Annotated in this window: 24 protein-coding genes; 12 read left to right on the top strand and 12 right to left on the bottom strand. The window is 34.8% G+C overall.

The genetic code is table 11. The annotated features are described in order from the left end of the window. Positions 1-93 precede the first annotated feature (93 nt). Positions 94-330, top strand: coding sequence for a hypothetical protein (locus RC62_RS03740; RefSeq protein WP_055092731.1), 237 nt, complete (start codon positions 94-96; stop codon positions 328-330). 46 nt (positions 331-376) lie between these two features. Here RC62_RS03740 and RC62_RS03735 read toward each other — a convergent pair whose 3' ends face one another. From RC62_RS03735 to RC62_RS03720, 6 genes are all read right to left on the bottom strand, one after another. Further along, on the bottom strand, positions 377-751 hold the full coding sequence (locus RC62_RS03735; protein ID WP_055092729.1) for a response regulator: 375 nt from the start codon (positions 749-751) through the stop codon (positions 377-379). 210 nt (positions 752-961) lie between these two features. Then, entirely contained in the window at positions 962-1,171 is a 210-nt protein-coding gene (locus RC62_RS03730; RefSeq protein WP_055092727.1) for a hypothetical protein, read from the bottom strand. 334 nt (positions 1,172-1,505) lie between these two features. Then, positions 1,506-1,778, bottom strand: a complete 273-nt coding sequence (locus RC62_RS03725; protein WP_055092725.1) for a hypothetical protein — start codon at positions 1,776-1,778, stop codon at positions 1,506-1,508. A gap of 137 nt (positions 1,779-1,915) precedes the next feature. Continuing rightward, complete coding sequence (locus tag RC62_RS22825) at positions 1,916-2,080, bottom strand: hypothetical protein (protein ID WP_157472338.1); 165 nt, start codon at positions 2,078-2,080, stop codon at positions 1,916-1,918. Between the two features lie 24 nt (positions 2,081-2,104). After that, the gene (locus tag RC62_RS22820) at positions 2,105-2,245 is read right to left on the bottom strand and encodes a hypothetical protein (RefSeq protein WP_157472335.1); all 141 of its coding nucleotides are present in this window, start codon (positions 2,243-2,245) and stop codon (positions 2,105-2,107) included. A 166-nt stretch (positions 2,246-2,411) separates the two neighbouring features. Then, the gene (locus tag RC62_RS03720) at positions 2,412-2,654 is read right to left on the bottom strand and encodes a hypothetical protein (RefSeq protein ID WP_055092723.1); all 243 of its coding nucleotides are present in this window, start codon (positions 2,652-2,654) and stop codon (positions 2,412-2,414) included. Between the two features lie 228 nt (positions 2,655-2,882). On the opposite strand from RC62_RS03720, the gene RC62_RS03715 reads away from it, so the two are divergent. The 3 genes from RC62_RS03715 (at position 2,883) to RC62_RS03705 (ending at position 5,526) form a co-directional block, all read left to right on the top strand. Next, positions 2,883-3,461: a Crp/Fnr family transcriptional regulator gene (locus tag RC62_RS03715; RefSeq protein WP_055092721.1), complete on the top strand. Its 579-nt coding sequence runs from the start codon at positions 2,883-2,885 to the stop codon at positions 3,459-3,461. A 163-nt stretch (positions 3,462-3,624) separates the two neighbouring features. After that, a complete protein-coding gene (locus RC62_RS03710; RefSeq protein ID WP_055092962.1) occupies positions 3,625-4,482 on the top strand; it encodes an SDR family oxidoreductase in 858 nt (285 codons plus the stop codon). Positions 4,483-4,527: 45 nt separating this feature from the next. After that, the gene (locus RC62_RS03705; RefSeq protein ID WP_055092719.1) at positions 4,528-5,526 is read left to right on the top strand and encodes a VOC family protein; all 999 of its coding nucleotides are present in this window, start codon (positions 4,528-4,530) and stop codon (positions 5,524-5,526) included. Positions 5,527-5,616: 90 nt separating this feature from the next. Here RC62_RS03705 and RC62_RS03700 read toward each other — a convergent pair whose 3' ends face one another. Continuing rightward, complete coding sequence (locus RC62_RS03700) at positions 5,617-6,735, bottom strand: FAD-dependent monooxygenase (RefSeq protein WP_055092717.1); 1,119 nt, start codon at positions 6,733-6,735, stop codon at positions 5,617-5,619. Between the two features lie 78 nt (positions 6,736-6,813). Continuing rightward, entirely contained in the window at positions 6,814-7,686 is an 873-nt protein-coding gene (locus RC62_RS03695) for an AraC family transcriptional regulator (RefSeq protein WP_055092715.1), read from the bottom strand. Positions 7,687-7,855: 169 nt separating this feature from the next. Between RC62_RS03695 and RC62_RS03690 the strand changes: the two genes are divergently transcribed. The 4 genes from RC62_RS03690 (at position 7,856) to RC62_RS03675 (ending at position 11,286) form a co-directional block, all read left to right on the top strand. Beyond that, on the top strand, positions 7,856-8,425 hold the full coding sequence (locus RC62_RS03690) for a Crp/Fnr family transcriptional regulator (RefSeq protein ID WP_055092713.1): 570 nt from the start codon (positions 7,856-7,858) through the stop codon (positions 8,423-8,425). 128 nt (positions 8,426-8,553) lie between these two features. Further along, positions 8,554-9,345 carry a type 1 glutamine amidotransferase domain-containing protein gene (locus RC62_RS03685; protein WP_209435085.1) on the top strand — a complete coding sequence of 264 codons (792 nt, stop codon included), beginning with the start codon at positions 8,554-8,556 and terminating at the stop codon, positions 9,343-9,345. A gap of 95 nt (positions 9,346-9,440) precedes the next feature. Continuing rightward, positions 9,441-9,743 (top strand): putative quinol monooxygenase, encoded by a 303-nt coding sequence (locus tag RC62_RS03680; RefSeq protein WP_055092711.1) that lies wholly within the window; start codon positions 9,441-9,443, stop codon positions 9,741-9,743. Between the two features lie 148 nt (positions 9,744-9,891). Next, on the top strand, positions 9,892-11,286 hold the full coding sequence (locus tag RC62_RS03675) for an aldehyde dehydrogenase family protein (RefSeq protein WP_055092709.1): 1,395 nt from the start codon (positions 9,892-9,894) through the stop codon (positions 11,284-11,286). A gap of 79 nt (positions 11,287-11,365) precedes the next feature. Here the strand turns inward: RC62_RS03675 and RC62_RS03670 are convergent, their stop codons facing one another. The 4 genes from RC62_RS03670 to RC62_RS03655 form a co-directional block, all read right to left on the bottom strand. Next, positions 11,366-11,992: an NAD(P)-dependent oxidoreductase gene (locus RC62_RS03670; protein WP_055092707.1), complete on the bottom strand. Its 627-nt coding sequence runs from the start codon at positions 11,990-11,992 to the stop codon at positions 11,366-11,368. Between the two features lies 1 nt (position 11,993). Then, positions 11,994-12,800 (bottom strand): inositol monophosphatase family protein, encoded by an 807-nt coding sequence (locus RC62_RS03665; protein ID WP_055092705.1) that lies wholly within the window; start codon positions 12,798-12,800, stop codon positions 11,994-11,996. Positions 12,801-12,859: 59 nt separating this feature from the next. Next, entirely contained in the window at positions 12,860-13,666 is an 807-nt protein-coding gene (locus tag RC62_RS03660; RefSeq protein ID WP_055092703.1) for an AraC family transcriptional regulator, read from the bottom strand. Between the two features lie 185 nt (positions 13,667-13,851). Then, a complete protein-coding gene (locus tag RC62_RS03655; RefSeq protein WP_055092701.1) occupies positions 13,852-15,312 on the bottom strand; it encodes an FAD-dependent oxidoreductase in 1,461 nt (486 codons plus the stop codon). A 333-nt stretch (positions 15,313-15,645) separates the two neighbouring features. On the opposite strand from RC62_RS03655, the gene RC62_RS03650 reads away from it, so the two are divergent. From RC62_RS03650 to RC62_RS03635, 4 genes are all read left to right on the top strand, one after another. Next, positions 15,646-16,221 (top strand): hypothetical protein, encoded by a 576-nt coding sequence (locus RC62_RS03650; RefSeq protein ID WP_055092699.1) that lies wholly within the window; start codon positions 15,646-15,648, stop codon positions 16,219-16,221. 3 nt (positions 16,222-16,224) lie between these two features. Beyond that, on the top strand, positions 16,225-18,345 hold the full coding sequence (locus RC62_RS03645) for a cation:proton antiporter (protein WP_055092697.1): 2,121 nt from the start codon (positions 16,225-16,227) through the stop codon (positions 18,343-18,345). A gap of 249 nt (positions 18,346-18,594) precedes the next feature. Then, complete coding sequence (locus RC62_RS03640; protein ID WP_055092696.1) at positions 18,595-19,080, top strand: (2Fe-2S)-binding protein; 486 nt, start codon at positions 18,595-18,597, stop codon at positions 19,078-19,080. Further along, entirely contained in the window at positions 19,073-20,092 is a 1,020-nt protein-coding gene (locus RC62_RS03635; protein WP_055092694.1) for an FAD binding domain-containing protein, read from the top strand. Before RC62_RS03640 ends, RC62_RS03635 begins: the two co-directional genes overlap by 8 nt.

Below are 20,092 nucleotides of genomic sequence, written 5' to 3'. Positions count from 1 at the left end.
TCATGTAAAATTATGTAAAATTTACGTTTTGGTATTTATAAAATTTGCGATATAAAGGATTTTAAAACACGTAATTAATTAAAAATCAATGCTATGAAAAATATGCTTATTACAATCGTAATGTTGGGAGTTATAGGATTTAGTTTTGCCCAGGAAACTACCAAAACAACAAAAAAAGCTAAATCTAAGCCTGATACAATTGTTAATCATACTAAGAAATCAAAAGTTGAAAAAAAATCAACTTATAAAATTGATTCAACAAAAACGAATCCGGCTAAAAAGCATAAAACTAAAACAACCAAAACCGGAAAAGATTCAATTCCGCAGTAATAATCTGTCATACAGATTTAAAAAAGCCTGTTTTATACAGGTTTTTTTATGTCAAATTTTTCAGTAGATTTTTCAGTACTTTAAAATCATTGGGCTTCGTATAAAAATCTATAGCTCCTAAATCTCTTATTTTAGTTTTTATATCTAAAGGTATCGAGGTTGAAAATATAATTATTGGAATGTTTTTTATTACTTCTCTCTTTTTTATTTCTGTCAATACTTCCATACCATTCATAAAAGGCATATTAATGTCGAGAAAAATAAGGTCAGGACGAATTTCATTGTTGATAAGCTTTTGCAAAGCATGAACCGGATTATGAATCGCTGTATAAGCAGCGGCTGAAACCTCTTCGAGTGCCTCTAAAAAGAAATTGCAGTCATCATAATCGTCATCTATTTGTAGAATGTTTTTATATTTCATAATGATTTTGATTGTTGATCTTAGCACAATTTGCAAGTCTAATTCTTTAGAAAAACTTGTGGTCAAATAACATAATACTGTTATGATAAATCAAAAACTTATACAGGAGGAATGAATAATAAGAATTTTTTCATAATTAATAAGTATGAGGGGTAAAAAAAAGCTTGTTATCTGCACAACAAGCTTTTCCTAAAAAAAATTGTAGAGAAATTAATCCACTATAGAAACGTGAAGTGAATCCTTTTGATAGCGTGCAGCCTCTTTTTTATCACGTGCATAATCTTCGTCATCGCAGTGAGGAGCACAGTTTGCGTTTAAAATTGTAATTAAAATAATGGTCAAAATAATTCTAATTTTTAGCATTTTCATAATTCCTTTCTTAATGTTATTTTCAATTAATTTTCGTAAATGTAAAATCATGAATAAATACTGATTTATATAATTTTTGTTTTTTGTTATATAATTTCCATGTTTTTGAGTGAAGAGAATAGAAGATAGAATAAAGAGGAAAGAATAAAGAGGAAAGAATAAAGAGGAAAGAATAAAGAGGAAAGATGATAAAAGGCAGATGAAAGATGAAAGATAATAGAATAAAGATAATAGAATAAAGAGGATGTAACAGAGTTATTAAATGGGATTGAAATATTAATAAATAAAAAAAACTTCCTATATCCCGTTGATTATAAGTAGATAATCAAGAGTAAGTTTTAAAATGCTAAAAGAAGGTGTGGGATACAGGAAGTAATTTTTTAAATTATTCTTTTTCTATTTGTTCCACATTTTGATTTGTTTGTTCTGTGTTTTCTGTTGGCGAAATATTTTTTAATGTTTTATACAAACCAACAGCTATTAAAGGCATTGTAAATTTTGAAATAACAGAACCCATTTGATTTTTTCCAAACATCTTTAAGGCAGATCCAACCGCTAAAGATCCTAATCCGGCACAAAGAAAATAAATCGCTGGATAATAGTTATTTATGTTTTTTACCGCCTCATCAGGGGTATTCGTATTTATTGTATTTTCCATAATAAAAAATTATCATTTATATTTTTGAATAAAAGTATAAATTGAAATTCTATAAAATGTCCTCAACAAAATTTATAGAATAAAGGGCTTACATGAATTGATGAAATTTAGTTTTAGATTCAGCAATCTATTTCATTCTATTCACTTTTGTTATCTAAATTATCTACTGAATGTACCGTATCTGTATTTTCTTTATGATTGGGATCATTATGTATAAATTCTTCAACGTTTTGTGTATTGTTTTCATCAGATAATTTAGATTTTTTAAATTTATCCAAAATGTTTTTTTGAATAAATATCATGATGCGATTCATAATTTTAAATTATTATTTCTTCGCATCTTTTCTGTTTCCTGTTTTTTCGGAATTGTGAACTGATTTGTGCGTTACATTTCTAGAACCATCAGCTTTTTTGTCCTGGTCGTCATGTTTTTTTCCGACAGTAGGATTTGATTTTCTTGTGTCCATAATGTTCATTTTTTAATGTTATTTAACCAAAAATAATTTAGGGACAAAATATTTTTTTATATAATTAATGCTTGATTATTATATAATTACCATCTGACTGCGATAATTTTTTATAGAAAAACGGAGTACTATACAACAGAAATATTATGATGCAAATAAACTATACTTATAAATCACATTTATCTTTACGATCAAAATTATCGTCGTTTTTAGTCTTAAATAAATCTTCGTCATCCCATTTTAAAGAACTACACTTATTTCTAAAATATTGGCAAAGTTCATGTTCACCTCCGGTAGTTATAGAATGATATAAGGAAGAAGAATTTAAATCATCAGTTCTCATTTTTTTCTTAGTTTCTTGAAAATCTTTACCATATCGATTATGATTTTCTTTTTCTTCATAATTCATAATGTATTATTTTTAAGTTACTTTTTAAAGTTGAAAAAAGTTGTTTATTTCTAAAGTTTTTACTGTTTAAGAATGGGTAAAGAATTAAATATAAGTAAGTTATATATAGAAAAATTTACATTTAAACAATCAGAAATTATATAATTTACAGATTATTACAGAAAATCAGGTTAAGATTGCCTAATATGAAAAGGATAATTAGAGAACTTTTATATAATTTTACAATCTATGTATGAAATATTTCAAAAATATCTTGATGATAAAACAACGCTGACATTATCAGAGTCAGATTATATAAAGTCATTTGCTATTATAAAAAAGCTTCGTAAAAGACAATACCTGCTTCAGGAAGGAGACATTTGGAAATATGATGCATTTATTACACAAGGTTGTCTGCGTACTTATTCTGTAGATGAAAAAGGAAGTGAACATATTAATAGTTTTAGTGTAGAAAACTGGTGGACAGGCGACAGGGAAAGTTTAATGTTTCAGCAGCCTTCACGCTTTAATATAGATGCTATTGAAGATAGTGAACTTGTATTGTTTACCCATGATAATTTTGAATTGCTTTGTCAGGAAATACCAGCCTTTAATACTATGGTGAATACAATTTTGCAGAAAAGTTTTATAGCAGCACAAAACCGAATTCAGTCCTCATTAAGTTTTACGGCAGAAGAAAAATATTTGAATTTTATACATAAATATCCGGGGTTTGCTTCGCGCATTCCACAAACAATGATAGCATCGTATCTGGGCATGACGCCGGAGACATTAAGCCGCATACGGAAACAAACCGCAAAAAAATAATCATAAAAAGGAGCTTCTAAGCTCCTTTTTTTATGCTGTATGAAAAAGGCTTGATCTATATCAAGTTTTTACTTATTTCTAATCAATGTACAAGTTTTGTAATCTGCGCAACTTTGTAATGTTCAAAAGAAACAAACATTATAAACATTTAAAATTAGAAATCATGTCAAAAACAATTTTCATTACAGGTACAAGTACAGGCTTTGGTAAACTTACGGCTATAACATTAGCAAATGCAGGCCATTCAGTAATTGCAGGAATGCGCAATACAAAAGATAAAAATGCAGACGCAGCAAAAGAAATGACAGCATTGCCCAATATTGAAGTAGTCGATATTGATATTACAGACGACACATCTGTAAGTAATGCTTTTGAAAAAGTACTTGCTAAATATGGCAAAATTGATGTCCTTATCAATAATGCTGCAGTAAGCGGTTTTGGTTTACTCGAAGGGTATTCTATCGATCAGATGCGTAAAATGTTTGATGTAAATGTTTACAGCGTACTTCGCACTTATCAGGCTGTTCTTCCTTCTATGAGAGCAGCTAAAAATGGACTAATCATTAACATTACTACAGGCGCCAGTGGGCATACATTGCCATTTATGATTCCTTATATCGCATCAAAACTTGTGGTAGAAAGTTTTACTGAAGGTTTACAGGATGAACTTGCCGATTACGGAATTGAAAACGTAAGCATTCAACCCGGTGTATATCCTACAGAAATGAATAATGGCTCAAAAGCTGGTATACATGCAGATAAACAGGAAATAATAGATCAATATGGTGCTGCTGCGGCTGATAAATTTAACGCATTGGGAGCTGCATTATTTGGCAAAATGGCCCAGTACGATATGAATCCGCAAACCATTGCCGATGGAATCCTTGAGTTGGTTACCATGAAAAAAGGAGAACGACCATTACGTTTTCCATTAGATGCGATTGCACAAGGAACAGATAAAGAATTTATTCAGGCACGTGCAGCAATTAAGGCAAAATGGTTAGCAGCTTACAGTAATTAATTCTTTTTAAAATCACGATTCAATAATATAAAAAAAACACATACAATGAAAACAAATTATAAATCAAATCAATTACAAACTTCAGCAATTGCGTTGTTCAATCTGGTTTTATTTTTTTCTACTTCACAAAAAGCAGTGGCACAAAACAACGCAGGAATTATAGGAATTGATCATGTAGGAATAAATGTTCCGGACCTTAATATCGCGGTTGATTTTTTTAGCAATGTATTGGGATTTACGCCCATAACACAACTTGGTCCTATACCGCTTGATGCAGCCTGGAAAGAGCTCAACCATATTAATCCCGCAACCGGAGCAGTTACTATAAAAATGATAAATGCCGGAACCGGTGCCAGTATCGAGGTATTTCAATACGCAGATAATAAAGGCAGACGCGTTCATCCTGACGCAGATGATATTGGCGCATCGCATATTGCTTTTTATACAGTAGATATTCAGGCAGCCGTTAAATATCTTAAAAGCAAAGGGGTAAAAATACTGGGAGAACCTTTCTTGACACCTTCAGGAGATACAGCTGGAGAATCATGGGTATATTTTGAAACACCGTGGGGCTCTAAAATGGAACTAGTTTCTTATCCCGACGGAAAAGGATATGAAAAATCGAATCCCAAAACCCTGTTATGGTCGCCAAAAAATGCAATTGCATATAAAGCAAATGCAACTGATTTTGATTCGGCTAAGAACAAAGCATTAATCGAAAAACATCTTGAAGTCTGGAATGAAAAAGAGCAGACAAAACGCGTATCATTATTAAACCAAATTTATGCAGCAGATATAGAAATGGTTGACCGAAATTTTATAGCAGTAGGAAACGACGAAATAAGTTCGTTCATTATTGGATTGCAGCAAAAAAATCCGGATTTTAAATTTACGGCTAAATCTATTGAAACAAATCATAATGTTGCACGTCTTTACTGGCAATTTGGTTCAAAAGCAAAACCAGAAACCGTAACCGGAATGGATTTATTTGTGATTGAAAATGGTAAAGTTCAAAAACTATATGTGTTTGTAGATGCAAAATAAATCCTGAAGCTCTGTTAAACAATAATAAAAAACAAAAATTCAAAAAGCCCTAAGCCAACTGATTTAGGGCTTTTTGAATTTAAAAACTTTCTATAAATGTTCTGTTTGTGTATTTCTTTCGCGAATTTCCTCTTCAGTCCCCGGTATGAGCATTTTTAGCCCAAAGTTTACTGCATTTGCCTGAACTTCCTCAATAAACGGACGAAATTTCTCGTTGTATTCCTGAAATGCCAGTTCAAAATTTTGGTTATGATTTTGAAAAGCATCAGCCAATGCAGCCGCTCCGTCAATTGCCAGAGATCCGCCCATTCCTGCGGCAGGAGAAGTACAATAAGCTGAATCGCCTACTAATGCAACGCGCCCTTTTGTCCATGAAGGCATTTTTATCTGGCAGAATTTATCGAAATAAAAAGTTTTTGATTGTTGTACTTCTTTCAATAATTCATCTGTTCGCCAGCCTTCTCCAATAAATTTTTCAAGAATGATTTCTCTTTGTTGTTCTTCGTTACGATAGTTGTACTCAATTTCTTTTTCTGAACGGAAACAAAGAATTATATCCGTTTTATTATTGTACGCATTAAGCATGATGGCTTTTCCGGGTACATTATACAAATGTGCCGTATCTTCCTTAATCAATAGTTTGTTTACAATAGTAATAGAAAAGTATTGTTGAAGAAAATGGAGGTATTTACTTTCGTCACCAAACCATAATTTTCGTACTGCCGAGTGTATTCCGTCACAGCCAAAAACAAAGTCAAATGAATCCTGAGAACCATTTTTAAACGAAACTTCTATACTTTCATTTGTTTCCTTTAATGCTGTAATAGTATCGTTGAAAATAAATCTGACCTCATTTTTTATAGTGTCAAATAAAATTTTCAATAATAAATCCCTTTCAATTTCGCTTTCATCACTTAAAATTTCTTCCGCATCATGTGCCATGGAACCTTCTGTAATATTACTGGCATTTTTAAATTCTATTGTTCTGGGATTAAGTCTGTTTGCTTTTATCTGCTCAAAAATCCCCATTCGTTTTACAATCTCAACAGTGTTTCCACGTATGTCAACAGGAGTTCCGCCCATTTTAAGATCTTTTGCAATTTCAACAACGGTTACTTTGTATCCTAGTTTATTCATCCAGTAAGCAATTGAAAGTCCCGCAAAACTAGCACCTGAAACTAGCACTTTTTTATTTTTTAATGTTTCCATTTTATTTCATTTTATGTTTAATGCAAAGGAACATGGTATGCCAGGAACATAAAATAGCCAATCAAAGTAAGTATTGGACTAATCGTGGTTTTTGCTTCGAAAAGTTAATGCGGTCATTCCGACAACTTTGGTAAACAAACGCGAAAAATAAGCATAGTCATCATAACCTAATACTGACGCAATTTCTTTTACCGATTTATCAGAGTGGTAAAGAAGCCGTTTTGCCTCTAAAATAATGCGTTCCTGAATGTGATGCGAAACAGAAAGACCTGTTGTATTTTTGACGCATTCATTTAAATAAGGAGTAGAGATGTTTAATTTTTTACTGTATTCAGCAGGACGTTTAATTAAAGTATAATTGCTTTCCAACATTTCTCTGAAGTCATTTGTAACGTTCTCAAACCTTGAAATTTTAGCTGTAGACTGATCCTGTTTTAAATATTGCGAAATCACCAGTGCAACTAACGAATTACAACTGTCTTTTAATAAAGAAGAATATAATTTATCATTTTTACGTCCAGAAATCCTTATACCCAGTGAAACTGCTTCTGACATAATAGAGAATGTTTCTTTGTCTAACGATAAAGGTTTTGCGGGAGTAATATCTTTTAGTAATTTCAGGTATTCAGGATTCAGGTTTTCATTATTGATTGCCCAACTGCTTACAATTACATTTTTGGCTGTGGTAGTATAATGAACCTGATCGGGATGAATGTAGATTACAGAAGATGGTTCTATTGTATACTTTTTAAAATCAATTTCGATAGCAACATTTCCTTGTTCAAGTAAAAAAAAGGAATGACGATCATGTCTGTGTGCTTCATTTTCCTCTTCAAAGAAAGCTTTTTCAGCAATGCTTAAATCCTCAAAGCATAGCCTTTCAATGGCAATGCCTGCATCCATATCCTCTGTCATACGATTTACAGGAATAGATTGTGTTTTTTTACGCATTAGTTTTCAGTTCAGATTACAAAGTTAATAAAATGCAATTTTAATCCTGCACCGCATCGCTGTATTCGTGATGAACCAGCCTATAGAAAATACAGTGACTATTTTAAATATTCCCGATGTTATTAAAGAATAATTAAATCTTTTATCTTTGAAAATGTAAAAATAACCTATGGAAAAGCTTAGAAAACATATTGAAGAAATTATACCTGTCAGTGATGAAGAGTTTGAGTCGATCAAGCCATTTTTCACCATCAGAAAGGTATTAAAGAATCAATATCTTATTCAGCAAGGAGATGATGCCAAGTATGAGTACATCATTATGAGCGGTATTTTCAGGGTTTTTTATCTGGACGAAGACGGCAAAGAACACATTGTACAATTTGCTACAGAAAACTGGTGGATGTCTGATTATATATCCTATTTCAATCAAAAGCCCGCAAATATGTATGTGGTTTGCATGGAGGCTGGAGAAGTTTTGTGCCTGACACTTGACGGAAGGGAAAAACTCTCGGTTACACTGCATAAAATGGAACACTTTTTTAGAGTAAAACTTACCAAAGGGTATATGGCGCTTCAGCAAAGGGTAATCTCATTGCTTTCTAATAATCCGCAGCAGCGATATAAAGAATTTGCAGACCTTTATCCCAATCTCATGCAAAAAATTCCAAAAAAATATATCGCAGAATATCTTGGTGTAAGCCGTGAAACCCTTAGCAGGCTTTACTCCAACAATAAATAAATAGCTGTTTAATTCTTAAAGTGTGATTTCCATCACACTTTTTTTGTGACTTTGATCCTCGTATTGAGGTGGAGTACCGACATAAATTTGCCTTGTAAATAATTCATAACAACTAAAAAATTATAGCAATGAAAAAACTTATGATCGTAACAATGGCACTTGCCTTTTTTTCTTCGTATGCACAAAACCAAAAAGAAAGCACATCACAAAAACAAACAACCCTTAAAAAAGAAACAAAAATGAACAAGAGAATCTTAATTATTGTGTCTAATGCCAATGCAATTGGACCAAACAACAGAAGAACCGGAATATTTTTACCTGAAGTAGCACATCCTTATGCTGAATTCGACAAAGCAAATTACCAAATAGATTTTGCAAGCCTAACAGGTGATACGCCTTATTTAGACGCCCTTAATTTGGCAAATGATCCTGATAATCTTGCTTTTCTAACCGGAAAAGGATGGGAAGCAATGCAAAAAGCAGTTAAATTATCAAATGTGGATGCGGGTAAATATGATGCGATTTTTGTTCCGGGCGGACTTGCACCAATGGTAGATATGCCTGAAAACGAACTTCTTAAAAAAGTTATTAAAGAAACCTACGAACGCAATGCAGTTGTAGGCGCAGTTTGTCACGGTCCCGTATCTTTACTAAACGTAAAACTAAGCAACGGAAACTATCTGGTAAAGGATAAAAATATCACTTCGTTTACAGATGAAGAAGAAAGAGGTTACGCCATTGCAGATGTGCCATTTTTATTAGAAACTGCCTTAACCAAACAAGGGGCAAAATTTCATGCCGCAGCAATTTGGTCTGCCCATAGTATTGCTGATGGTAATCTGGTTACAGGTCAAAATCCTGCTTCGGCAAAAGGAGTGGCAGAGAAAATGATTGTAATTTTAGAATCTTCTAAAAAGTAATATCCTGATTCTATTGGTCTTCTTTTAAGTAAGAAGATCAATAGATTTCACTAAACATAAATAATTGATTAATTTAATTTAAAAAATAATATAAAATGGAAAATCAAAATCCGGTTCATGTTTTTGCTACATGGAAAGTTAAAGAAGGTCAGCTTACAAACGTTTTAAATATACTTAAAACCGTACAAGCCGAAAGCGTAAAAGAAAAAGGAAATCTGTTTTATACCCTTCATCAAAGTAATTCAGATGCAGATACTTTAATCTTATTTGAAGGATATATAAACGAATCAGCCGTTACAGAGCATAGAAATTCTACCTATTTTCAGGAATTGGTTTTAGGTAAAATAGTTCCTTTATTAGAAAATAGAGAAATTGTCCTGGCAACTCCTTTAGATTAGATTGTTTGATTATTCGATTTTTGGATGATTTGATTATTAAATTATTGGATTGTTCGATTTTGGGATGATTTGATTGTTGATTTTTGAATGAATTCACATTGCGATCAGGGATAATTTGACTAAATTTAAGCTTATATAAAAAATAATTATGGAAAAGACGACACAAATAATATTCCCATACGACCAAAGTCCGGTAAAAGAATTGCCGATGATCAATAAAAACGATGTTGAAACGATACTCAATACAGCTTATACTTTATTTGAGAATCAATCCGGCTGGATTCCTGCTTATAAAAGAATTGAAATATTAGAAAAAACAGCTTCGATCATGAATGACAGAAGCGAGGAATTAATACATCTTGCCATAAGTGAAGGCGGAAAACCATATAAAGATTCTAAAGCAGAAATACTTAGAGCCATAAAAGGAGTAAAGTTAGCTGCAGAACACATCTCACAAATAAAAGGGGAACAAATACCAATGGGACTTACAGAAGCATCTGTAAACAGGATTGCTTTTACATCAAAAGAACCTATAGGTGTTGTTGCTGCCGTAAGTGCGTTTAATCATCCTTTGAATTTAGCGGTGCATCAAATTGCAACTGCTATTGCTGCCGGTTGTCCTGTAATATTTAAACCTGCAAGCAGTACGCCATTATCAGGTCTTGCACTGGCAGATATTTTAAAAGAAGCCGGATTACCTGCAGGATGGCTGCAAGTGGTTTTATGTGATAACGAAACCGCAGAATTATTAGTAACAGACCGCAGGATTCATTTTTTAACTTTTATAGGTTCTGCAAAAGTAGGCTGGTCCCTAAAAAGCAAATTGTCTCCCGGAACCAGATGTGCTTTAGAACATGGCGGCGCGGCACCGGTAATTGTAGAAAGTGACGCTGATTTTAGCGAGATGATTCCGGATTTGGTAAAAGGGGGTTTTTATCACGCAGGACAGGTTTGCGTTTCAGTACAGAAAGTTTATGTGAATCAGGAAATTTGTGATCGTTTTATTGAACAATTTTCACAGGCAACCAATAAACTAATTGTTGGTAATCCGTTTGATAAAACAACAGATGTAGGTTCGCTTATTACGCCAAAAGAAGTCGATCGCGTTGAACAATGGGTTAATGAAGCAATACAAGAAGGAGCAACATTAATAACAGGCGGAAAACGAATTTCTGATACTTGTTTTCAGCCAACAGTTTTGTTCAACCCGTCAGAAAATTCAAAAGTATCTACAAGTGAGATCTTTGGTCCTGTGGTTTGTATTTATTCTTTTACAGACAGGGAACAAGCCATAAAAAGAGCAAATGCTTTAGAAGTTCATTTTCAGGCAGCTGTTTTTACAAAAAATGTTGATATTGCTTTAGATACTGCAAAAAAACTAAATGCGACTGCCGTTATGGTAAATGACAATACTGCTTTTAGAGTAGACTGGATGCCTTTTGGAGGAAGGGATTCTTCAGGTTTAGGAATGGGAGGAATCTCCTATACAATAGAAGATATGTTGAGAGAAAAAATGATGGTTTTTAAAAGTAAATCGTTATAGAAATAAAAATAACCGCAAAGAATGCAAGATTTTGCATTCTTTGCGGTTAAATCAAATTCTCAATTTCTTCTGGATAAAGTTAGTTCGTTAATGCAACATATTGATGCAGCATTTTTGGATTTTTGGCTTCATTAATTAAATAATGAGCAACATCTAACCGTGAAATTTTTCCAACTTTCATACCTTTCTCCAGTTTAGGCAATACTTTATAAGAGTTTGTAGCGGCTTTATTTGTAAGCATTCCCGGCCTTACGATTTCCCATTTCAGTTTGCTTTTTGTGATCAGCTCTTCCATTATGGTTTTATTGTTGTATTGATCTTTAAGGAATAACGAAATCACGGTTTTCATAAAAAAGCTTAAATAACCTTTACTTTCCCCTGATCCAAAACCTGTAATCACCAAAACCGGAGAAGAAAAATTTAATTCATCGGCCACTTTTAGCAATGCAGACGCAATATCAGAAAATAGGGTAGTGGCTTTTTTATTTTTTGTGCCCACAGTTATAAGCACAGCATCAGAACCTTTAATGGCATTTTTTAAATCTATTGGCGATGTGGCACTGCCGTTTATTTTGATTAAGTTAGGATGATTCGGGATCTTGTCTGTATTGGTAGATAACGCCGTTACAATATGTCCGTTTTTGAGTGCTTTTAAAACAGATTCTAATCCAATTCCTGCTCCGGCGCCTATAATTGCTATATTCATTTTAGTTTGAAGATTTAATTTGCAAATATTTTTCAATACTCCTTTTTTGTCCTGCCAGCAAGCTCTCGCTTCCCCATTTCCATGAAGTTCCGGTTGTTGTCAGGATTTCGGCACCGGCTTCTTTGGCGATCAGCAAACCTGCAATCCAGTTATACGTATCGATATCTTCCTGAACAAACATATCAATTCTTCCTGCGCCAACATATGCCAACTGTAATCCGTGTGGACCGTAATTTCTAACAATCCCAAAATTCCCCAGCAGTTTAGTTACTGTAGCACCAATTTTCTCATTCAGGTTATTATTGGATTTATCCTGATGTCCGTAATCAAAAACAGCAAGCATAACCGCCGGATCTGTTTTTCGACTAATTGTTAGAGGTTCATTATTCATAAAGGCACCTTCACCATCTTTTGCCCAAAACATTTCATTGGCCAAGGGATCATAAATTATAGAAAAGAAAGGTTTTCCATGGCGTATAAGTACCAGATTTATTGTCCATCCTGCAATATGCTGAAGATATTGTATCGCGCCATCCATCGCATCACAAAGCCAATATTCTTCAAGTTCTGCGGGATTTCTTTGTGAATTGGTATCAAATTCATCTCCAATATGCCACGGCGTATTTGGAAATTCAGAAGATAAATCCTCTTTTAAAGAAGTAAGACACAAGGTATCGATATCTTCTAATTGTTTTAAAAGTTCATCCATAGTTTGTGGTATGGAATTTTTCTTGTAGTCTTTCAAAAAGACATCGCCCACTTTTCGTACTGCATCGAGTATGATTGTATTGTTGATTTTGTTTTGCATATCATTATAGTATTAATTACAATGCAAATTTAGTAACAGGGGCGTCCTGAATGATAGTTTTAATGAAGGGAAGGATAGTCCTGATCACGGAATTTTTTCCGAAATTCAAGAGGAGTAAGGTTGGTTACTTTTTTAAAGAGTTTTCCAAAATAAACAGGCTCATCATAACCAACTTCATAAGCAATTTCCCTGACTGTATTATCTGTAAAGTACAATAACCTTTTAGCTTCCATAATCGATGCTTCCTGAATATGAACAGAAACAGGGCTTCCGGTTACTGATTTTACAGTATCGTTTAGATGTGAAGTCGAGATAGAAAGTGCCGATGCGTATTGTGCCGGCTGTTTCCAGGTTTTATAATGCTCTTTTGTGAGTTTTATAAAATTTTCCTTAATGATAATACCGCGATTTTCTTTTTCTTTCTCAAGTGGTAAATGCGAAATAATTTCTCCGGCAATCAGACTTAAAAGCGCGTTTAACAAGGAATGAATCGTTTTTTGACTGTAGATATTCGGGTTTTCCAACTGTACTTTTTCAATAAGATCCATCACCATAACAAGCTGTTTGAAAAAAGCAGATTCTTGCTGAGGTAAAAACGGGTTATTGATTTTATTTTCTAAAAGCTGGAGCACTTCTTTGTTAACCAGCGACGGATCAAAACTAATCATCCATCCTTTTGGATCTTTTACTTCGATAATGTGATGTACTTCTTCAGGAAAAATGCAAAGCAATGCAGGTTCCGTAAATTCGATAATCTCAAAATCAATGTTTAATTTAAACTTTCCGCTTATAGCGAGCATTAATTGACAATGGTTATCCCTGTGTGGCTTTGAGATATCGTGATTCCCTTCTTTTTTATCCTCCATATTAACAATGATGATTCCCGACTTTGCAGAAGATGGAAGTTCGAATTGCTTAATATTTTGGTTTTGATTTTTCAGGATTACAACACTTAGGTTAGTACAAAAATAGAGATTAAAATTTCAAATTGTTATCAATAAGATTTGTCAGGATATCATTTCCGGTTCTTTTTAAAGATATAAAATTAAAATTATTCTTTATTCTTTAAACAGCGTCCGCGTGGTTCATCGCCTTCATAAAGTACAATTTCTGAATGAAGGAATTGAGCTGCATCTGCTGAATCTTTTACTTTTACAGCACTTCGTTCCAGCATTTTTGTTTCAAACTCATTCAGTACACTTTCTCTTATTCCGCTTTCTCTCCATTGTGATAAAGGTCTGCAGCCTTTCGAAATTCCGCGGGCGAGTGTAAGTGCATCCAGCAGTGCCTGATTTGCACCTTGCCCTTTAAACGGGCTCATTGGGTGCGCTGCATCACCAATCAGGGTTACTTTTCCGCTTTTATTCAACAATTCCGGCGTTGGTAATTCGCGGTCATATACAGGATATCCGGAAATTTGGGCTTCCTGAGTTGCGGCCACAATTTGCGGCACGGGATCGTGCCATTGCGTTCTGCGGCACGCTTCTTCCTTAAGCGACTGAGTTCCCTGAGCGCTAAGAGCCTTCGCTTCTTTTTCTGACATAGGAAAGCTAAGCTGCCACATTACCGAGTCTGATGTGTAAGGCATTATATAAATACGTTCGTTACCATTGGCAGTTTGAAAAACTGTAGCCGAATCCAGTAACGGACTATTGAGATTTTCGAGAACACTTAAAGGACAAATACCCAATATTACAATACAGCCCAGATAACGCAAAGGAGTATTATCTTCACCAATCAATAGTCTGCGAACAGAACTGCGAATTCCATCAGCACCAACTACAAGATCAGCTTTACAGCTTTTTATTGCTCCGTTTACCTGAAATTGCAGTACAATTTCTTCAGCATCATTTTGTTTAAAGTCTATTAACTGATGATCCCATTGTACTTTATCGTGTCCTCCTAATTCTTCCAGTAAGGCTAAACGCAAAGATTGTCGTGCGATGTGAATATTTGTACGTTTTGCAGTTGTTTTTAAATCAGATTGCATCCATTTTCTGATTCCCCATTCCCCAATCACTTTTCCTTCTGTGGTATGAACCAAATGTCGTGTAGAAACCACGCCATCTTTCAATGAAAAAATACCTAGTCCTTCGATCGCTTTACTGGCTTGCTGCAAGGTGAGTCCGTAACCTTGCGATCGGGCATCAAAGTGCGTGTCACGTTCGAATAGCGTAAAAGGAATTCCGCGGTGCAAACAGGCAACAGCCAGGGCAACGCCTCCTATGCCGCCGCCAATAATAGCAACGTGAGGATAATTTTCATGATCTGCCACAGGACTTTCGGAAGAATGAGTTAATCCTGATCCGTTACAGTTCTGGCATGAATACAAAGGACTTTTAGGACGAACCGGAGCTATTCCTTCGCCTTGCATTTTTTCGAATTGATCTAAAGCTATCTGGTAGTTAAGCCGAACTTTCTTGCTGAGTCTGCGGCTCTTTTTACCACGCCCCTGACATTCCTCACAAATAGTCCAGCTTCCGTCTTCATTTCCACCTTTTTTTACTTCCATTTTTTTTATTTGATCCTGACTTCACTTTATAGAAAAATTAGACGATACAATTCATGCCCGATCTAAAATCGGTAAGACTGATTTTAGTACTTCTACAGAATTTGATGTGAGAGCTTTATATTTTTCAGCATTTTGCCTTTTTTGAAGTCGCGCAAATTTAAGACAAAAGATTACCAGTACAAAACTACCTTATAATTTTACCTAAAAAGAGTTAGAACTCAATGAAAAATCAGGTTTGTATTTTTGCCTTTTGGTTATTTTATGCGGGTTTTATACCTCTTTTTTTGGTATCCCAGTATATTTTGGCTAAATTGTATACCCAAAAAAAAATTTATGAAAAAGATATCGCTGCTTTTAATTCTCACAGGCATTTTTATTTCATGTGAAAATAAAAAAGAACTTGAACTTCAAAACAGAGAGAAGGCCATCATTTTAAAAGAAGAACAATTTGCAGAAAAAGAGGCAGATTATCAATCGTTGCTACTAATGCGGGACAGTATCCTGTCACAAAAGCATTCTGAAGAGGATAAAAAAGTATCTGTAAAAGAATGGCCGGAAAATCTTCGTGGCATATGGAACAGTAAAATGTTGTGCAGAGAATCAAATTGTAATCAATATGTAATAGGCGATCAACGCAATGAATCCTGGCAATTTGTATCAGATTCTACCGGAATTTATACCAATGTCCTAAACAATACCAAACTGGTACGTGTTTTTAAAGCAAAATATATGGAGGACAAAATAATGCTGGAATTCAGCAGTGACAGTCTTTCAAAAAATAAAGTAAAAATGAATGTGGTCCTTGACGATATCAAAAGCAATGTTATTAAAGGAACACAAACCATAACAGGACAAGATAACTGTACTGCGAGATTCTCAGTAGAACTTACACTTCCTCAAAAAAAATAAGGTATGTTATTAAGTATACAACACGTCAGCCTTCCAATTGAGGATCCGCTGTTAAAATTTCTTATCGAATTAATCATAATCTTATGTATTCCGCTTTTATTAAATAAGATAAAAGTGCCGCATCTTTTAGGACTTATTATTGCCGGAGCAGTAATTGGCCCCAACGGGTTTAATGTTCTTGCCAGAGACAGCAGTGTCGTCGTAACCGGTACAACAGGGCTTTTGTACATCATGTTTTTAGCCGGACTGGAAATTGATATGGGCGACTTTAAAAAAAATAAATGGAAGAGTATTACTTTTTCATTATATACCTTCATCGTACCATTTGTCCTGGGACTGATAGGAGGATATTATGTATTGCATTTTTCCCTTTTGACGGCAGTATTGTTTGCCAGTCTTTTTTCGTCACATACCCTTATTGTCTATCCTATGGTAAGCAAACTGGGAATAGCTAAAAAATTAGCCGTAAATATTACTGTAGGCGGTACAATGATTACAGATGTACTCTCACTGGTAGTATTGGCGGTTGTAGTAGGAATGTCACAGGGAGAAGTAGGAACATCATTCTGGGTTAAACTGTCCTTATCAATGGTGGTATTTGCTTTGATAGTTTTATTGGTATTTCCTATCATAGCACGCTGGTTTTTTAAGAATGTCGAAGACAAGATATCTCAATACATTTTTGTAATTGTTATGATATATCTCGCAGCTTTACTGGCAGAACTCGCCGGAATTGAAGCGATTATTGGGGCATTCTTTGCCGGTCTTGCCTTAAACAGGCTTATTCCGCATACGTCATCGCTTATGAATCGTGTAGAATTTGTGGGAAACGCCATTTTTATTCCCTTTTTTCTAATTAGCGTAGGTATGCTGATTGATTTTAATGCTTTTATTCAGAGTTGGGAAACACTTGGTGTAGCAGCAGTTATGCTCGTAGCTTCTATAGGCGGAAAATATGCTGCAGCTGTTTTTACCAAAAAAACTTTTGGTTTTACAGATGATGAAGGCAGGCTTATTTTTGGAATGAGTGCAGCATCTGCAGCAGCCACACTGGCATCTGTAATGGTGGGGTATAATATTATCCTCTCTGAAAGTGAAACAGGGGAACCTATCCGACTTTTAAATGAGCATGTCCTTAACGGAAGTATTTTACTGATACTGATTTCGTGTACCATTTCATCATTTGTTTCTATGGCAAGCGCACAAAGAATTGCTGATGCAGATAAAGAAGAAACAGTAGCAGGAGCGGGCGATGAAGACGAAAATATTCTGCTGGCTGTTAATCATGAACATACCGTCGAGAAAATGGTTAATCTGGGACTTCTTATTAAAAATCAAACCAATAAAGACAAGCTTTTTGCCCTTAATGTGATTAATGAAGATAAGAGTGAATCTTCTGCAAAAAATGCCGAAAGGCTACTTAGTGCTGCTGTAAATATGGCCGCTGCTGCAGATATTACACTAAATCCTATAACCCGTCACGATAATGACGTAATTGCAGGTATAAACAATGTTGTAAAAGAGCAGAATATTACCGATTTGATTATAGGACTCGAAGAAGAAAAAGGATTTTCATCTTCTTTTATTTACAACCTTTATAATGGCTATTTGCATAACAAGCAAATCAATGTTATTATATATCATGCCGTTCAGCCAGTTGCTACCATAAAAAAATATGTGGTCCTTATTCCTGCAAATGCAGAGCGCGAGCCCGGATTTTTTCATTCTTTATTGAGGGTATGGAATATTGGAAAAAATTCCGGAGCTAAAATGAATTTTTATGCAAATGAAAAAACAGTGGCTATATTAAAAAGTATTGCTAAAAAAGCCAGTATCGAAGCCGTTTTTAATACCGTTACTTCCTGGCAGGAAGCACAAAATACCGCAAGTAGCTTAGAAGAAGATGAAGGTCTGGTTATTTTAATGGCAGACCGAGGAATGCATTCTTATTTTCCGCAGATGCAGAAAGTACCCGAGATGTTAAATGAAAATCTTAGCAGCAACAATTACATATTGATTTATCCGTTCTCTAAAATTGACAATACCGAAACCGAAAAAAGAGCGGTAAGTAATCTGGATGATTTTGCCGATATAGGAAAAATTATTGGTAAAATTTTCAAATAAAAACGCAACTATTTTTTTAAAGCAACTCCAAAGTCATTTGATTTTGGAGTTTTTTTATGAAAGACATTTTGCTTTATTAGATAAATTGCAAAGCTCTTTTTCTCAACGCTTACTTCTCTAAAATGTAGCGTTGGATTTGTGTAATAAGAATAAAAAATACTGTAAGTCTTCCCATATGGTTATTCGGTAAATTTAGTTTATCGAATTTATCAGTAAAAAGCTCTTTATTAGGATAAAAAAAGTCATCATATGGAACCAAAAGAAACGCATGCCATAACATTAAATGTTAATGACACGAATTATCAAATACAAATTTTACCGTGGGTTTCTTTGCTCGATGTTCTTCGGGAAGAGCTTCATCTTACAGGGACAAAAAAAGGATGCGATCACGGACAATGTGGTGCCTGCACAGTTCTCGTTGACGGCAAAAGAATACTAAGCTGCTTAACGCTTGCTGTTATGAAAGACGGGTCAGCAATCACCACCATAGAAGGAGTTGCTGATGGCGAAAACCTGCATCCAATCCAAAAAGCTTTTATAGAACATGACGCTTTTCAGTGCGGTTATTGTACGCCCGGCCAAATTTGCAGTGCTATTGGCATGCTAAAAGAAGGAAAAGCACAGACAAGAGAAGAAGTTCAGGAATTAATGAGCGGTAATCTTTGCAGATGCGGTGCTAATAGAGGAATTATAAATGCCATTATGGAAGTGAAGGAAGGAGGCTGTCATGAATAATTTTTCATATACAAAAGTTTCCAATGTACAGGAAGCAATCTCAGAACTCGATGGCGATATTAGAAATAAAATAGTGGCAGGAGGAACCAATATAAATGATCTCCTGAAATATTTTATTACCAAAGCCGATAAACTCGTAGATATAAACCCGGTCAGCGAAAATAATTCTATAATACGTCTTGACAATGGCGGCATAAGACTTGGTGCTTTACATACAAATGCAGACACCGCTTATGATCCCATTATAGAAGAGCGTTATCCATTATTATCAAGAGCGATATTAGCCGGTGCATCTGCGCAAATCAGGAATATGGCCACCAATGGCGGTAATTTGATGCAGCGCACCAGATGTTATTATTTTTATGATATTAATACGCCTTGCAATAAACGTGATCCCGGATCCGGATGCTCTGCCATTCAGGGTTATAACAGGATTCATGCTATTTTGGGACAAAGTGAAAACTGTATCGCGGTTTTTCCTTCAGACATGTGTGTGGCTTTGGCCGCTTTGAGCGCAACTGTAAATATCATGGGGCCCAACGGTGAAAGAAATCTGGCTTTCGCCGAATTTCACAGACTTCCGGGCGATACTCCCAATATCGATAATAATCTTAAACATGGAGAAGTAATTACCAGTATAGACCTTCCGCGTCAGGGATTTGAGAAAAATTACTCGTATCTAAAACTCCGGGACAGAAGTTCGTATTCGTTTGCCCTGGTATCTGTAGCAACCGGTTTTGAGATTGAAAACGGAAGTATCAAAGAAGCCAGAATTGCATTGGGCGGAGTGGCGCACAAACCATGGCGAAATACAGAAGCTGAAGACTTTTTGAAAGACAAAGAACCAACACGCGAAAATTTTACTGCCGCGGCCACTATTTTGCTTGAAGGTGCAAAAGGTTACCAACAGAATGCGTTTAAGATCGAGCTTGCAAAAAGAGCCATTATACGCAATTGCTTTATGGCGCTAAATCCGGAATCACAACGTCCGGGTGCAAAACCATCACTATAA

Origin of the sequence: Flavobacterium aquidurense (assembly GCF_001404985.1) — a bacterium.
GTDB classification, from domain to species: Bacteria; Bacteroidota; Bacteroidia; order Flavobacteriales; family Flavobacteriaceae; genus Flavobacterium; species Flavobacterium aquidurense_B.
This window is presented reverse-complemented; position numbering and strand designations above follow the sequence as displayed.

Excerpts from the sequence above, each read along its gene's own strand:
- RC62_RS03740 (WP_055092731.1), top strand. The coding sequence starts at position 94 with ATGAAAAATATGCTTATTACAATCGTAATGTTGGGAGTTATAGGATTT.
- RC62_RS03735 (WP_055092729.1), bottom strand. The coding sequence starts at position 751 with ATGAAATATAAAAACATTCTACAAATAGATGACGATTATGATGACTGC.
- RC62_RS03730 (WP_055092727.1), bottom strand. The coding sequence starts at position 1,171 with ATGATTTTACATTTACGAAAATTAATTGAAAATAACATTAAGAAAGGA.
- RC62_RS03725 (WP_055092725.1), bottom strand. The coding sequence starts at position 1,778 with ATGGAAAATACAATAAATACGAATACCCCTGATGAGGCGGTAAAAAAC.
- RC62_RS22825 (WP_157472338.1), bottom strand. The coding sequence starts at position 2,080 with ATGATATTTATTCAAAAAAACATTTTGGATAAATTTAAAAAATCTAAA.
- RC62_RS22820 (WP_157472335.1), bottom strand. The coding sequence starts at position 2,245 with ATGGACACAAGAAAATCAAATCCTACTGTCGGAAAAAAACATGACGAC.
- RC62_RS03720 (WP_055092723.1), bottom strand. The coding sequence starts at position 2,654 with ATGAATTATGAAGAAAAAGAAAATCATAATCGATATGGTAAAGATTTT.
- RC62_RS03715 (WP_055092721.1), top strand. The coding sequence starts at position 2,883 with ATGTATGAAATATTTCAAAAATATCTTGATGATAAAACAACGCTGACA.
- RC62_RS03710 (WP_055092962.1), top strand. The coding sequence starts at position 3,625 with ATGTCAAAAACAATTTTCATTACAGGTACAAGTACAGGCTTTGGTAAA.
- RC62_RS03705 (WP_055092719.1), top strand. The coding sequence starts at position 4,528 with ATGAAAACAAATTATAAATCAAATCAATTACAAACTTCAGCAATTGCG.
- RC62_RS03700 (WP_055092717.1), bottom strand. The coding sequence starts at position 6,735 with ATGGAAACATTAAAAAATAAAAAAGTGCTAGTTTCAGGTGCTAGTTTT.
- RC62_RS03695 (WP_055092715.1), bottom strand. The coding sequence starts at position 7,686 with ATGCGTAAAAAAACACAATCTATTCCTGTAAATCGTATGACAGAGGAT.
- RC62_RS03690 (WP_055092713.1), top strand. The coding sequence starts at position 7,856 with ATGGAAAAGCTTAGAAAACATATTGAAGAAATTATACCTGTCAGTGAT.
- RC62_RS03685 (WP_209435085.1), top strand. The coding sequence starts at position 8,554 with ATGAAAAAACTTATGATCGTAACAATGGCACTTGCCTTTTTTTCTTCG.
- RC62_RS03680 (WP_055092711.1), top strand. The coding sequence starts at position 9,441 with ATGGAAAATCAAAATCCGGTTCATGTTTTTGCTACATGGAAAGTTAAA.
- RC62_RS03675 (WP_055092709.1), top strand. The coding sequence starts at position 9,892 with ATGGAAAAGACGACACAAATAATATTCCCATACGACCAAAGTCCGGTA.
- RC62_RS03670 (WP_055092707.1), bottom strand. The coding sequence starts at position 11,992 with ATGAATATAGCAATTATAGGCGCCGGAGCAGGAATTGGATTAGAATCT.
- RC62_RS03665 (WP_055092705.1), bottom strand. The coding sequence starts at position 12,800 with ATGCAAAACAAAATCAACAATACAATCATACTCGATGCAGTACGAAAA.
- RC62_RS03660 (WP_055092703.1), bottom strand. The coding sequence starts at position 13,666 with ATGGAGGATAAAAAAGAAGGGAATCACGATATCTCAAAGCCACACAGG.
- RC62_RS03655 (WP_055092701.1), bottom strand. The coding sequence starts at position 15,312 with ATGGAAGTAAAAAAAGGTGGAAATGAAGACGGAAGCTGGACTATTTGT.
- RC62_RS03650 (WP_055092699.1), top strand. The coding sequence starts at position 15,646 with ATGAAAAAGATATCGCTGCTTTTAATTCTCACAGGCATTTTTATTTCA.
- RC62_RS03645 (WP_055092697.1), top strand. The coding sequence starts at position 16,225 with ATGTTATTAAGTATACAACACGTCAGCCTTCCAATTGAGGATCCGCTG.
- RC62_RS03640 (WP_055092696.1), top strand. The coding sequence starts at position 18,595 with ATGGAACCAAAAGAAACGCATGCCATAACATTAAATGTTAATGACACG.
- RC62_RS03635 (WP_055092694.1), top strand. The coding sequence starts at position 19,073 with ATGAATAATTTTTCATATACAAAAGTTTCCAATGTACAGGAAGCAATC.